The 13,571-nt window shown below is 60.1% G+C and carries 10 protein-coding genes; 5 read left to right on the top strand and 5 right to left on the bottom strand.

The features are described 5' to 3' along the window. Window positions 1-56 precede the first annotated feature (56 nt). Entirely contained in the window at window positions 57-1,754 is a 1,698-nt protein-coding gene (ade, locus tag GMO_RS01930; RefSeq protein ID WP_008850565.1) for an adenine deaminase, read from the bottom strand. A gap of 302 nt (window positions 1,755-2,056) precedes the next feature. Beyond that, a complete protein-coding gene (gene panC, locus GMO_RS01925; protein WP_008850563.1) occupies window positions 2,057-2,908 on the bottom strand; it encodes a pantoate--beta-alanine ligase in 852 nt (283 codons plus the stop codon). A gap of 75 nt (window positions 2,909-2,983) precedes the next feature. On the opposite strand from panC, the gene GMO_RS01920 reads away from it, so the two are divergent. The 5 genes from GMO_RS01920 to GMO_RS01900 all read left to right on the top strand — a co-directional run bounded on the left by GMO_RS01920 (window position 2,984) and on the right by GMO_RS01900 (window position 10,414). After that, window positions 2,984-4,198 (top strand): TIGR03862 family flavoprotein, encoded by a 1,215-nt coding sequence (locus GMO_RS01920; RefSeq protein ID WP_040507652.1) that lies wholly within the window; start codon window positions 2,984-2,986, stop codon window positions 4,196-4,198. Between the two features lie 4 nt (window positions 4,199-4,202). Beyond that, the gene (locus tag GMO_RS01915) at window positions 4,203-5,642 is read left to right on the top strand and encodes an ATP-binding protein (protein WP_008850561.1); all 1,440 of its coding nucleotides are present in this window, start codon (window positions 4,203-4,205) and stop codon (window positions 5,640-5,642) included. Between the two features lie 119 nt (window positions 5,643-5,761). Beyond that, window positions 5,762-8,155 (top strand): TonB-dependent receptor, encoded by a 2,394-nt coding sequence (locus tag GMO_RS01910; RefSeq protein ID WP_008850560.1) that lies wholly within the window; start codon window positions 5,762-5,764, stop codon window positions 8,153-8,155. A 28-nt stretch (window positions 8,156-8,183) separates the two neighbouring features. Next, the gene (locus GMO_RS01905) at window positions 8,184-9,293 is read left to right on the top strand and encodes a glycerophosphodiester phosphodiesterase family protein (protein ID WP_008850559.1); all 1,110 of its coding nucleotides are present in this window, start codon (window positions 8,184-8,186) and stop codon (window positions 9,291-9,293) included. Between the two features lie 761 nt (window positions 9,294-10,054). After that, the gene (locus GMO_RS01900) at window positions 10,055-10,414 is read left to right on the top strand and encodes a hypothetical protein (protein WP_245528407.1); all 360 of its coding nucleotides are present in this window, start codon (window positions 10,055-10,057) and stop codon (window positions 10,412-10,414) included. Between the two features lie 40 nt (window positions 10,415-10,454). On the opposite strand, the gene GMO_RS01895 is transcribed toward GMO_RS01900, so the two are convergent. From GMO_RS01895 to GMO_RS01885, 3 genes are all read right to left on the bottom strand, one after another. Further along, the gene (locus GMO_RS01895) at window positions 10,455-10,982 is read right to left on the bottom strand and encodes a type 1 glutamine amidotransferase domain-containing protein (protein ID WP_008850556.1); all 528 of its coding nucleotides are present in this window, start codon (window positions 10,980-10,982) and stop codon (window positions 10,455-10,457) included. A 75-nt stretch (window positions 10,983-11,057) separates the two neighbouring features. Then, window positions 11,058-12,500 (bottom strand): aldehyde dehydrogenase, encoded by a 1,443-nt coding sequence (gene aldA / locus GMO_RS01890; RefSeq protein ID WP_040507649.1) that lies wholly within the window; start codon window positions 12,498-12,500, stop codon window positions 11,058-11,060. Window positions 12,501-12,639: 139 nt separating this feature from the next. Then, the gene (locus tag GMO_RS01885; RefSeq protein ID WP_008850554.1) at window positions 12,640-13,515 is read right to left on the bottom strand and encodes a LysR family transcriptional regulator; all 876 of its coding nucleotides are present in this window, start codon (window positions 13,513-13,515) and stop codon (window positions 12,640-12,642) included. Window positions 13,516-13,571 lie beyond the last annotated feature (56 nt).

Below are 13,571 nucleotides of genomic sequence, written 5' to 3'. Positions count from 1 at the left end.
ACAACAAGCACGTTTCGGAAGGCGGCCAGTGAATTCACCGGCCGCCTTTTTCATGATCAGACGAATTCCATCGTCCGGACATCAATCATCCCCAGATCCGTGATTTTGAGATGAGGGATTACGGGCAGCGGCAAAAATGCCAGTTGCAGGAACGGCTCCTCTAGGCTGACCCCCATGTCCTTCGCGGCCCTGCGCAGAACGATCAGATCATCCCTTACCTTCTCGTAAGGTGCGTCGCTCATCAGCCCCGCAACCGGCAGACGCAGTTCCGCAAGAACCGTTCCGTCCCGCACCACCACAAACCCGCCACCAATCTCTTCAAGATGGTTCACGGCCAGCGCCATGTCGGCGTCACTGGTACCGACGACGCAGATATTATGGCTGTCATGCCCGACGGAAGACGCCAGCGCTGCGTTCCTCAGACCAAAACCCTTCACGAAGCCACGTCCGATATTGTCGTTATGGCCATGCCGCGCCACGACGCAGACCTTCGCCACGTCCTGCGCTTCATCCGGCAGCACCAGACCATCCTTCTCCGGCAGGTCCAGTTGCAGGTACTCCGTGATGATCTGGCCGGGAATGAGCCCCATGACCGGGCGCCCGATCCCGCTTCCGGCAATCCGCAGGTCATCCGCCGTCACCGGACGCGGGAGCTTCACACTCTCCAGCCCGACGGGCGCGATGATCTCCCGTCCGGCGAACAAAGCGTCATCCACCAGACGCCCGGCGGAAATCACGTCCGAGACCTGGCATTTTTCCAGATCATCCAGCAGGACGATATCCGCCCGCTTTCCCGGAACGATCTGCCCGCGATCCCGTAATCCGAATGCATTCGCCGCGGTAAGGGACGCGGCCCGATAGGCAGCAAGAGGTTCCACGCCCAGTTCGATGGCCCTGCGGATCAGGAAGTCCAGATGCCCCTCATGCGCGATTTCCAGCGGATTACGGTCATCCGTGCAAAACGCGAAGAACGGAGACGTCGCAACCGTCAGCAATGGCACCAGTGCGGCAAGATCCTTGCAGACCGATCCTTCACGGATCAGCACCGTCATGCCCTTGCGGATTTTTTCCAGCGCCTCTTCCGCGGTCGTGGCCTCGTGATCCGTGGAAATGCCAGCCGCCAGATAGCCATTCAGCTTCCGCCCCCGCATCAGCGGTGCATGACCATCGATATGACCGTCCGCAAAAGCTGCCAGCTTGTCCAGACAGCCGTCATTCCCGTTCAGCACACCTGGAATGTTCATGAATTCCGCCAGCCCGATTACCTTGGGATGATCCCGATAGGCCACCAGATCCGCCGCATCGAGCGTGGCGCCGGACGTCTCCATCGGCGTTGCGGGAACACAGCTCGACAGGTTCACACGCAGGTCCATGACCGTACGCTCCGCCGCCGCGAGAAAATAATCGAAGGCCGGACGACCAAGGACATTGGCCATTTCGTGCGGATCACAGATCGCTGTGGTCACACCATGCGGCAGCACGCAGCGGTCAAATTCGAACGGCGTGACAAGCGAGGATTCCACATGCAGATGCGTGTCGATAAAACCGGGAACGGCGATACGCCCGCGCCCGTCAATGACCGTTTTTCCCTCATAACTGTCATAGGTGCCAACAATCCGGTCCCCGCAGATGGCGATATCCGTCGGGACAAGTTCTCCCGTCACCAGATCGAACAGGCGGACATTCCGGATCACCAGATCCGCCGGATCATCTCCCTGCCCCTGAGCGACACGTCGCCGGATCGTGTTCTGCATTTTTATATCTCCGAACGTCAGCAGTTCGCATTTATAGCGCAGCTCCGCTCCGCGACCCAGAATTTGATACCCAATTCCGGCCGGACGGAAACCATTCCCTTGCCATCTGTTTCAGGAGACGGGGGCAATTGCGGCCGCCCGACAAGGGCTGTTCTTCCCCCGCTGAGAGGCACCGGAGAAGTTCCCACGACCGAGACATATTCTCCGCAGCGGCCCGACAACGCCTGACTGGAGAAAAAAGTCTCGGCCTTAACGACCACTGCCCGGCAGCAGCCCCCGCGTTCAATGCAGATTACGCCACGTCAGGCAACAGGAGCCACCCGACCGTCCAGAGGCTGGTTGTCGATCAGCCTGACCGCTCCGACCTGTACGGCCAGAAGCGCCAGCGCTTCTTCCCCCAGTCTTTCCGGGCGCCGGAATGTCGCCGGATCGACAACGGTCGCGTAATCGATTTCCGTCAATCCAGCGTCTGTCAGTACGGCCTGCATCGCCTCTTCCAGACGGTCGGCCCGACGTTCGCCCGTAGCGAACAGACGCTCCGCCGCCTGCAACGCACGGAACAGACCGGGCGCGCGCTGACGGCCTTCCGGCGTCAGACGGACATTCCGGCTCGACCGCGCCAGCCCGTCATCCTCCCGTGCGATTTCACAGACGACAATGTCCACCGGAATGTTCAGATCCGCCACGAAACGCTTCACGACAGCGCATTGCTGGGCGTCCTTCTGGCCGAAATAGGCCCGCTGCGGCTGGACGATATTGAACAGCTTCGTCACCACTGTCGCCACGCCGGAAAAGTGGCCCGGACGGGAACGGCCCTCCATCTCGTCCGCCACGCCTCCGACCTCGATCCGCGTCACGAAGCCGGGGGGATAAAGAACGTCCGGCGTAGGCAGAAAGACCAGATCGGCACCCGCTTCCTTCAGTAGTGCAAGATCATGCTCCGGGTTACGGGGATAGGACGCATAATCCTCATTCGGGCCAAACTGCGTCGGATTGACAAAAATACTGACGGCGACGGCCCCGTTTTCCGCCTTTGCCCGCCGCACGAGACCCAGATGCCCTTCATGCAGAAACCCCATGGTCGGCACAAAGCCCAGTGCACCTAGACCGGCCCGCGCCGCCCGGAAATCCCCGACTGTTGAAAAAACCTGCATGTCCTGCCTCTATCCCGCTCTCAGATGGTGTTCCGGAACCTGACAAAAGCCGCGCCTCATGGCAATCAGGGCCGCATGAACACTTCTCGCTCCATCGCCATCATCGGCGCCGGCCCGGCAGGCCTTTTTGCGGCTGACATCCTGTCCCGGCACGGCTGCGCTGTGCAGGTCTTCGACCGGATGCCCAGCGTTAGCCGCAAGCTGCTGATGGCAGGACGGAGCGGCCTGAACCTCACCCATGCCGAACCTCTTGACCGCTTCCTCTCCAGATATGGAACGGCGCAGGACTGGCTCGAACCCGCCATCCGCGCGTTCCCGCCCGAAGCCCTACGCCACTGGGCCGAAGAGCTTGGCCAGCCGTGCTTTACGGGCAGTTCCGGGCGCATCTTTCCGAAAAGCATGAAAGCATCTCCCCTTCTCCGTGCCTGGCTCGCCCGGCTGACGGCACGTGGCGTCCAGTTCCACACCCGTCATAACTTCGCAGGATGGGAAGGAAACACCCTGCGCTTCGAAACACCGGATGGACCACGATCCGTTCAGGCCGATGCCACGCTTCTGGCCATGGGCGGGGCAAGCTGGTCCCGCCTGGGCTCCAATGGTGCATGGGCCACGCTGTTCCCGGACGAAACCGCATCCTTCGCTCCCGCCAACTGCGGTTTCCGACCGGACTGGACACCCGACTTCCTCGATCAGCATGACGGCAGCGTCCTGCACTCCGTCATGCTCTCTTTCGAAGGCCGGAAAACGCGGGGCGATCTAACCGTCACCACGCGCGGTCTTGAAGGCTCGGCACTCTATGCCCTGTCCGCTCCGCTCCGGGAGGCCATCGCGCGGACGGGACAGGCCACCCTTACCCTCGACCTGCGCCCTGCGCTGGATCAGAACGCGATCCTGCAACGTCTTCTGGCCCAGCGCCCGCGGGAGAGCCAGTCCAACCGCCTGCGCAAGGCGCTGGCGCTGGACGGTCTGTCCCGCGCCCTCCTGCGCAACGGCACACCCAAACATGCCACACCACAGCAGCTTGCCGCCGCGCTCAAGGCCCTGCCCCTCACCCTGACCGGCACGGACACGCTCGACCGCGCGATTTCCACTTCCGGCGGTCTGCGACAAGACGCACTGGACGCGCGATTCATGCTCCGCAATTACCCCGGTGTCTTTGCGGCAGGAGAGATTCTGGACTGGGAGGCACCGACAGGAGGCTATCTGCTTCAGGGATGTTTTTCCACCGCTCATGCTGCTGCAAACGGGATCCTTGGGTGGCTAGAATCGTCATATTCCGCTATCCGCTGACGCCATGACATCCATCGTTCTCGGAAAGGGCCGCAACGGCTCGGACACCTGCATCGACCTGCCGGAACTGCTGGCCACGCGCCTGCTCGTCCAGGGGAATTCCGGCTCCGGAAAATCGCATCTCCTGCGTCGCCTGCTAGAACAGACGGCAACCCTCGTCCAGCAGGTGATGATCGACCCCGAAGGCGATTTTGTCACCCTGGCGGAAAAATACGGCCATCTGGTCATCAATGTGGAAGACCAGTCCGAAGCCAGCCTCCGCGCCGCTGGAGAACGTGTCCGCGCCCACCGCGCCTCCGTGGTGCTGAACCTCGAGCAGGTCGAAGCAGAGATGCAGCTCCGCGCCGCCGGAGCGTTCCTCAACGGTCTGTTCGAAGCGCCCCGCGCGCATTGGTATCCGGTCCTTGTCGTGGTGGATGAAGCCCAGCTTTTCGCGCCGGTCGCAGGCGGCGACACATCCGACGAGGCACGCCGCCTCTCGCTGGGGGCCATGACGAACCTCATGTGCCGCGGGCGCAAACGTGGTCTGGCTGGGGTCATCGCCACCCAGCGCCTGGCCAAGCTGGCCAAGAACGTCGCCGCCGAGGCATCCAACTTCCTCATGGGTCGCACCTTCCTCGATATCGACATGGCCCGCGCCGCCGATCTTCTGGGCATGGAACGCAGGGCCGCGGAATCCTTCCGCGATCTTGCACGCGGACAGTTCATGGCGCTCGGACCGGCCCTGTCCCGCCGTCCGAAACTCGTCTCCATCGGCCCGGTCGAAACGGCCAGCCACAATACCGGTCCGGTTCTCGTGCCACTGGAGCCTGTCGCGGCCGAAGACCTGCGGGACATCATCCTTGAACCCGTCACGGAATTCACTCCCCGCCCCCGCCGTGAACCACGCCCGCCACCGCCAGACCTTCTGGCGCAACTTGACGCCTACGGCGCAGAACGTGCGACGGAAGAACCGGCGGCTGCCACCGCTTCCACCGAACTGGACCCCGAACAGGTCTGGAGCATGATCGCCGAAGTCGCGGAAGGGGACGGCGCGGACTACAAACCACTGGCCACGCTGTATCAGGACTTCCAGCTCCGGGCGCGTATCCAGGGTCTGTCCCGCAATGCGCTCGATCTGGGCCGCTTCCAGCGTATTCTTGCCACCATTCGCGCTGGTCTGGACCGGATGCGGGCGGAAAGCGAGGACTGGAAGAAGGCCGAGGCGATTGCCATCACTCTCCCCGAAGACGTGCAGGGCGTGTTTCTCCTGCTGGCCCGCACGGCACTGGACAGTGAAACATGTCCAGGTGACGAAGCGCTCGCCCGCGCCTACGGAACGCATTCCCTCGGACGGGCGCGACGGCAGCTCGCCTATCTGGAAGAACGGGAGGTGATTGTCCTTCAGGAAACAACGGCCGGCCGCCGCGTGGCCATTGTCGGGCTGGGCTGGCAGACAGCCTGACCCGGGGCGACGCTGTCATCATTCTGTCACCCCAGCTTCACAGGACCTTCACACTCATTCTCCAGCCTTAAGGTTAGGTTCCGCCCGTTTCGACAGCGCCTCGTTTCGGGAAAACCTTCATGCCACATCTTTCGCAGCGTTCTCGTCTGCTGCTAACCGCTTTCTGTTCCCCTCTTGCAGTTGCGACCCTGCTTCAGTCCGCATCCGCGGCCTCCACACCCGCCCCGAAAAAGCATGGTACCCACCAGCACCAGCATGACCCCCGCAAGGCCGCAGCCATTCAGGGCGGCAGCGAACAGCTTGTCATCACGGCAAAACGGACCCGCTCCGAACAGGCCCTGAGCCACGTCCAGATCCAGCGCATCCTGCCTGGTGTGAACCCCATCAAGGCGCTGGAGATCCTGCCGGGCGTCGTGTTCAATAACGCCGATCCATGGGGCAACAACGAACAGAATTCCTCCCTGTACGTTCACGGCTTCAGCAAGAACCAGCTCGGTTACACACTGGACGGCATTCCGCTGGGCGATCAGGACTACGGCAATTACAACGGCCTTTCGCCCCAGCGTGCTGCCATCAGCGAAAACATCGGTATGGCCTCCATCTCGACGGGCGCCGGTGGTCTCGGTACGGCCTCGACATCCAATCTGGGTGGCACGCTCCAGTTCACAACACAGGATCCGCTGCACAAGCGGGGCGCACAGATCGAACAGGTTTTCGGGAGCTGGTCCACATTCCGGACCTTCGCCCGTGTCGATACGGGTGATTTCGGAAACGGCAACTCGGCCTATGCATCCTTTTCCCGGCAGGACGCCCGCGCCTGGGACTTCGCAGGCCATCAGGGCGGCTATCAGGTCAATGCCAAGTTCGTCCATAATGACGAGCATGACCATTTCTCCGCCTTCTTCGACTGGAGTCAGAAGGCCGAACCCAATGAAGACAGCATCACCCTGCCGCAGGGCTATGGTCTTTATGTCCGCCCGTTCACCTATCCGAATTTCAATTACGCAAAATCATACATCAATTCTGCAGCCTACACGAACGCAGGCCTCAACTATCGTAACTATTACTCCGCAGCCCAACGCGAGGACTTTCTCGCCTATGCAAAGTGGACGCATGACTTCAACAGCAACCTCCACTGGGACAATTCGATCTATTATCACCATGACCTCGGCGAAGGTGTGGTGGCCGGACCCATCACTGCCGCTGGTCTGCCGACCCTGTTTGCCGCGTATTATCCGGGTCAGGATCTGAACAGCGTCTTCGGCGGTTCGGGCTATGCCACCCGCACGACGGAATACTGGGACAACCGCGGCGGCATCATGTCCACGCTGCGCTACCATCTCGGCAATCATCATATCGAGGTTGGTGGCTGGTATGAGCGCAACAACAATACGCAGGCCCGCCGCTGGTACCCGCTGGACGCCAGCAACCCCACCACACCCTATGATCGGCAGCAGAACGCGCTGATCGATCAGTACACCAACAATTTCTATACCAACACCTTCGTGACCCATCTTCAGGACACGTGGCAGGTCTCCAAACACTTCTCCCTGATGGGCGGCTTCAAATCCGAACTGGTCTATACAAACGGCACCCTGCCTGTGGCTGCGAAAGCCGGTTCCCTCTCCCCGTCCTATGCCGTAACGGCCCCGGGTGGCGAAATCGACGCAACCAACCCGTTCCTACCGGCTTTCGGCGCGGTCTGGGACATCTCGAAACACGAGCAGTGGTTCGCCAACATCCAAGAAAACATGCGGTCCTATGAAGACGCTGGCTACGGCAATGCCACCCCCTGGGGCGCCACCAGCCAGCAGGCTTTCGAGGACTTCAAGAAGAACGGCCGCCCCGAAACATCATGGACCTACGAGACGGGTCTGCGCGAACACCGGCAGGTCAATCTCGGCCCGCTGACCGCCATCGAGGGACAGGTAGAGTACTACCACGTCCACTTCTCCAACCGCCTGCTGGCTGTCGCCACGACGCAGACACTGTCTTCCATCATCGGGTCCGCCACGACACTGGCCAATGTGGGATCGGTCACGACGGATGGCATGGACTTTTCCTTCACCACCCATTTCGGCCCGCATTTTTCGCTCTACAACGCCCTGTCCTATAACAAGTCCGTCTATAACGATAATTACAGCACCGGATCATCCGTCATCCATACGGCTGGAAAAGACGTCGTGGGCATGCCGGACTGGTCGGAGAAATTCGTCTTCACCACCAACTGGGGCCATGCCTACGGGCAGTTCACCGGCGACGTGATCGGCAAGCGTTACGCCACCTATACCAACGACATGTGGGCTGCTCCTTACGCACAGTTCAACCTAAATGCGGGTTATACGTTTCACGAAATTCCCCACCTGGCCTCCCTCAAGGTTCAGGGCAACATCACCAACCTCACCAACACCAAAGGCTGGTCCACCATCAACGCCACGCAGACCTCGGGGCAGTTCTCGGCTTATCCCATCGCCCCGCGCATGTTCTTCCTGAGCATCAGCGCTGCCCTGTAAGCAAAATCCGGCAACCGAAAGGAGAACCATGCTGTCCCGTCGCCATCTTCTGGGCCTTTTTCCGCTCGCCCTGCCTGCACTGCGCCTTTCGGCAGTGCAGGCAGCCCCGTCCCTCGCCCCGAAGCCAATGGTCTTCGCCCATCGCGGGGCTTCGGCCCTGCGCCCGGAGCACACGCTGGCGTCCTATGCGAAAGCCATGCAGGATGGCGCGGACTTCATCGAACCCGACTTGTGCATGACAAAGGACGGTCATCTGATCGTCCGTCATGAAAGCAACATCGTGGAAACAACGGATGTGGCGGACCATCCGGAATTCGCGTCCCGCCGCCGCACCATCACCATCGACGGCAGGCAGCAGACCGGCTGGTTCACTACCGACTTCACGCTGGACGAAATCAAAACTCTCCGCGCCCGTGAACGCCTGTCGCAGATCCGTGCTCACAACACCCGCTACAACGATCATTTCACGATTCCGACCTTTGAAGAGGTCATCGAACAGGTCGCCGCCCAGTCCGCCGCGACGGGAAAAGTCTTTGGTCTCGTCCCCGAGATCAAGCATTCCACCCATTTCCACAGTCTCGGCCTAGATCCGGAAGCGGCGTTCCTCCGGACCATCGCCGCTCATGACTACACCTGTCAGGCCCCGCTGGAAGTCCAGTCTTTCGAAACGAACAATCTCGGACGCATCCGTCAGCAGATCCTGTCCATCAATCCGCAGACCCGCCTGATGCTGCTCATGGGCGAACGGACAGACATCCCGGCCGATATTCTGGCGGCCGGAAAGAAAACCACGTTCGGCGACCTGATGACGCCTGACGGGCTGCGGGATATCCGGCGCTATGCGGATGTGATCGGCCCATCCAACACTGACCTGATCCCCCGGGACAGCAGGGGCGCCTGGCTGAAGCCGACCACCCTGATTGAAGACGCACATCGCGCCGGCCTTCTGGTCCACTCCTATACCGCCCGTCCGGAAAACCATTTCCTTCCCGCCCAGCTCCGGAATACGGCGGGAGATGACGCCCGCAACCCGGATGGCATGATCGCGGAAATCCGCCGCTATCTGGATATGGGACTGGATGGCTTCTTCACCGATGATCCGGCCCTCGGCCGCATCGCAGTGGACGGCATCAACTAAAACAGGCCGGCTACGGTTCTCTCTTTCCAGGCGATTAAAGAGAGAACCACCCAGCTCAGGACAATGCTCCATACCGGGGATGACATCATGTCGTCCTACGTGAAAATGCCGCTCTGTGTTTCAGCCCCCGTTCCGGCGGCTTCTGGTCTCACCCAGCTAAAAGCACATCAAACCATGAGAGTGATCTGACACCGGCATGATCCATGATCGCTGACAATTGGGCGTACATTCTCACGATCCAGCCCGAGCTGAAATCGACACTCAGCCCGAACCTACTATCCTAGGTTCATGCCAGGCCCTCGCGCCCCGTTCATCGCCCCAATGCGCAAAAACCATAATAGCCGCTGGGAACATTCGGAGCGCCATTTCTTTTCGTTGATCCCATCATAAAGCCGGTCCAATGCCCCGAAGAGCACGACATCCGATCTCCGTGCTCGGCTCAACGGGACATGTTCCCCATCCTCAAGACAGGTGGACCAAAACAGACCGTGACGTTTGACAGCAGCGTTTCATCTTCAATACCGGCGGCGGCCAGGATTCATGATTATCTGCATAATGTGCAAAACCACCCCATCCGGAATATCGTGGCAATGACCACTACAAGTGACGGGCCGCATAGCCCGTCCGGAACGGCCACGACAGACGCTTTCCGTTATGGCAGGCTGAACTTCGATCTACCGGAGTACAATCCGGGCAGATCATCTGAAACCGGACACGCATCACCAGCAGTTCCGGCGATACAGAAGACAGAAAGGAAGCCCATGTCCGTCCGCTATGCTTTTCTTGCCGGGTTTGCCCTGCTGGCCTGTGGGCAGGCCTCCGCCGCCTGCATGCCAGGTCCTTTCCCCATGACCATTCCACCGCAGCGGCTGGATGAACGCCTTCAGGACCTGTCACATAAAACAGGCTGCTTCATGGAAATGAGCCCTGAGGCGGCACAGCTCCAGAATCGCCAGACTCCCGGCATTTCCGGCTCGTTCACCACAGAACAGGCCCTCCGCTGGTCCCTGTCGGGCAGCAGACTGCACGCAGTCCACATGACGTCCCCGGAAGATCACTGGAAAATCCAGCCTCTCGCCCCGTCAGACACACCGCAGGCAAAAGAAAAGGCCGGGAAGTAACTCCCGGCCTTTTTGCTCCATCGGCCCTGACAGATGGCGTTCAGCCAATCTTGAAGTGCTTGATGATCGCCTTGTTGAAGGCCGGGAGATCATCCGGGCAGCGGGAGAACACATACGGCCCATCCGTGACCACGGTCTGATCAACCCAGGATGCCCCGGCGTTTTCCAGATCGGTCCGGATCGCCGGCCAGGACGTCACGGTCCGGCCCTTCAGCTCATTTACCTCAATCAGGGTCTGCGCGCCGTGACAGATTGCAGCGATCGGCTTGTTGGCCTTCACGAATGCCTTGGCGAACGCCACGACATCCTTGTTGGAACGCAGCGCATCCGGAGAAGCCAGTCCGCCCGGCAGCAGCAGCGCATCATAATCTTCAGCGTTCGCATCCGCGATAGCCAGATCGGCTCTGATCTTGCTGGACGGGTAAATGTCCTTGTTCACGGCCTGAAATTCACCGGCTTTCAGGGAGATGACCGTCACGGTCGCCCCCGCTTTTTCCAGCGCTTCCTTGGGTGAGGTCAGTTCGATTTCTTCAAGGCCATCGGTGGCCAGTGCAGCGACTTTTACCATGATGCTTGTCCTTTTGTGAAAACGGTAGGAACAGCAGACCCGGCTACTGCCCCCGACGAATAACTGTTCAGAAAATCAGGCGTTGAGATAGACCGTCTTGGTTTCGACGTAGGCTTCCAGACCGTGCTGTCCGTCCTCGCCGCCAAGGCCACTTTCCTTGTAGCCATGATGGAAGCCCTGCGGCGCTTCACCACCCGGACGGTTCACGTAGACCTCGCCGAATTCCAGCTCACGGGTCATCCGCAGGATACGACCCAGTTCCTTCGTGAAGAGATAGGCGGACAGACCGTACCGGCAGTCATTGGCCCAAGAGAGCGCCTGATCGAAGTCCTTGACCTTGATCAGCGACATGACGGGACCGAACACCTCATTATGAACGATGTCCATGTCCTGTGTGACACCCGTCAGCAGGGTCGGGGCATAGAAATAGCCCTTGTCATAGACACCGCCCGTCAGGCGCTTGCCACCCAGTTCCACCTTCGCACCCTGTTTGACAGCGCGCTCGACCATCTCATGAACCTTCTCAAGCTCGGCTTCGCTGACCTTCGGCCCCATGTCGGTCTGCGGGTCTGTTGGCAGGCCGACCTTCAGGGCCTCGATCTTCTGGCGAACCTTCTGCACGAACTGGTCATAAACCGCTTCGTGGATATAGGTGCGCTCGTTACAGGTGCAGACCTGGCCGGCATTGTTGAACCGGGCCATCACGGCAGCGTCCGCCGCCTTTTCCAGATCGGCATCTTCCATCACGAGGAACGGTGCCTTTCCGCCCAGCTCCAGCCGGACTTCCTTCAGCGTTTCCGCCGCAGCCGCCATGATCTTTTTGCCGGCCGGTGTGGAACCCGTCATGGTAATCAGCCGGATGTCCGGGTCCGCCACGAGCGGTACGCCTACTTCCTTGCCATCACCGGTGACGATGTTGATGACCCCATTGGGGAATTTCGCTTCCTCGACCAGCTTTGCAAGCTGAAGCGCCACAAGCGGCGTCATTTCATGGGGCTTCACGACGATGGTATTCCCCGCCGCCACTGCCGGCCCAATTTTGCGGGTACAGAGCGCGAGCGGGAAATTCCAGGCCGTGATCGCACCAATCACACCCATCGGCACGCGATCGATCAGGATCTTCTCATCCGGCGTACTCCCCGGGATGATTTCGCCCTGGATACGCAGAGTATTTTCTGCAGCGAACCGCAGAAGCCCGATTGCGAAATCGACTTCGATTGCTGCTTCCTTCAACGGCTTGCCCATTTCAGCCGTGATCGTCGCAGCCAGCTTGTCCTTGTCCCGCTGGAGGAGGTCCCGCAGCGCATACAGGTAATCTGAACGCTCTGTCGCCGTCTTGCGGCTCCAGGACTGGAAAGCAGCCTTCGCGGCGCTTACGGCATTATCGACATCAGCCTTCGTTCCACGAGCCACCTGACCGATGACCTGTTTCGTAGCCGGGTTTTCAACATCAATCCATTCCCCGCTCTTTGGGGCGACCCAGCGTCCATTGATGAAGAGATCATGTTTTGCAGTCATGCTGCCTCCGTTCGTCTTCAAAGCCCGGCGCTCGTCCCTTCTCCTGCATCCAAGAGCGTGGGGTCGCCGGCGGTTCATTCAACGAACGCAGTCTCACTCCATTTGGTTCACTTTGGAAAAGTGATGATAAATCATCATATCATTCATTTTTTGTGAATGAATGCAGCTTTTCGGCAAAATCGACGAATTGCCGCGCCAGATCTGTCACTCCCGGCTCGCGCCATACGAAATAGACTTCACTACCCTGAAGGTCGGCCGGATAAAGAATCTCCATCCCCTGACGCCGTTCTCCGGCCACTCCGGCAAGAATGCTTTGCGGAAAACACGATATTCCCAGCCCCGCCCGTACACAGGCCAGAATGACATCATAGGACTCGACGGTGTGAATAATGCTGGACGTCACACCCTGCTTCCGCAGCCAGATCTCGAAATAACGCCGGTAGAAACAGTCCGTATTGAACAGGAAGACATGCTGGCCTTCCTGTGGCACCTCCTGCCCCTGCGGCAGAACAAGTGCCAGATCCTCCCGGAAGGCAAACCGGCTGTCCATCATCGGATGAACGATCGGACCGTCCGTCAGAGCGAGGTCAATTTCCCCGTCCATCAGCATCCGCTCGATCGTATAGGTAGGACGCATAAGCATCCGCAGTTCCACGCCCGGGCAGTTCTCCAGAAACTGCGGCACGACAGAGGGCAGATAACCCTGCAAGGCCACATCCAGTGCTCCAACCGTCAGAATGCCACGCGGCGTTTTATCCGCGAAGAGACCGGCCAGATCCTGCGCGCCCCGGATAAGAGGAACAGCCTGCCGGTAGAACAGCCGCCCTTCCGGCGTAAGGTTCAGACGCCCCTTCGTCCGAACGAACAGATCCCGTTCCAGCAGCAGCTCCAGTTCCCGCAGTCGGGCGGTGACGTTGGACGCCACGCAGTTGAGCCGGCGTGACGCCCCGACAACCGTTCCCTCCTCCACCACCGCACAGAACATTTCGAGCTGGGCAAGACGGAGCGGGTTCATGACGTGGCCCTCAGGCGGAAGAGGTTATCCCCAGATCCATGGAACATCTTCGGGGA

The sequence above is a fragment of the Gluconobacter morbifer G707 genome (assembly GCF_000234355.1).
Taxonomy (GTDB): domain Bacteria; phylum Pseudomonadota; class Alphaproteobacteria; order Acetobacterales; family Acetobacteraceae; genus Gluconobacter; species Gluconobacter morbifer.
This window is presented reverse-complemented; position numbering and strand designations above follow the sequence as displayed.

What these genes read in the sequence shown, in the direction of transcription:
- ade (WP_008850565.1), bottom strand. Translation starts at nt 1,754, where the DNA reads ATGCAGAACACGATCCGGCGACGTGTCGCTCAGGGGCAGGGAGATGAT.
- panC (WP_008850563.1), bottom strand. Translation starts at nt 2,908, where the DNA reads ATGCAGGTTTTTTCAACAGTCGGGGATTTCCGGGCGGCGCGGGCCGGT.
- GMO_RS01920 (WP_040507652.1), top strand. Translation starts at nt 2,984, where the DNA reads ATGAACACTTCTCGCTCCATCGCCATCATCGGCGCCGGCCCGGCAGGC.
- GMO_RS01915 (WP_008850561.1), top strand. Translation starts at nt 4,203, where the DNA reads ATGACATCCATCGTTCTCGGAAAGGGCCGCAACGGCTCGGACACCTGC.
- GMO_RS01910 (WP_008850560.1), top strand. Translation starts at nt 5,762, where the DNA reads ATGCCACATCTTTCGCAGCGTTCTCGTCTGCTGCTAACCGCTTTCTGT.
- GMO_RS01905 (WP_008850559.1), top strand. Translation starts at nt 8,184, where the DNA reads ATGCTGTCCCGTCGCCATCTTCTGGGCCTTTTTCCGCTCGCCCTGCCT.
- GMO_RS01900 (WP_245528407.1), top strand. Translation starts at nt 10,055, where the DNA reads ATGTCCGTCCGCTATGCTTTTCTTGCCGGGTTTGCCCTGCTGGCCTGT.
- GMO_RS01895 (WP_008850556.1), bottom strand. Translation starts at nt 10,982, where the DNA reads ATGGTAAAAGTCGCTGCACTGGCCACCGATGGCCTTGAAGAAATCGAA.
- aldA (WP_040507649.1), bottom strand. Translation starts at nt 12,500, where the DNA reads ATGACTGCAAAACATGATCTCTTCATCAATGGACGCTGGGTCGCCCCA.
- GMO_RS01885 (WP_008850554.1), bottom strand. Translation starts at nt 13,515, where the DNA reads ATGAACCCGCTCCGTCTTGCCCAGCTCGAAATGTTCTGTGCGGTGGTG.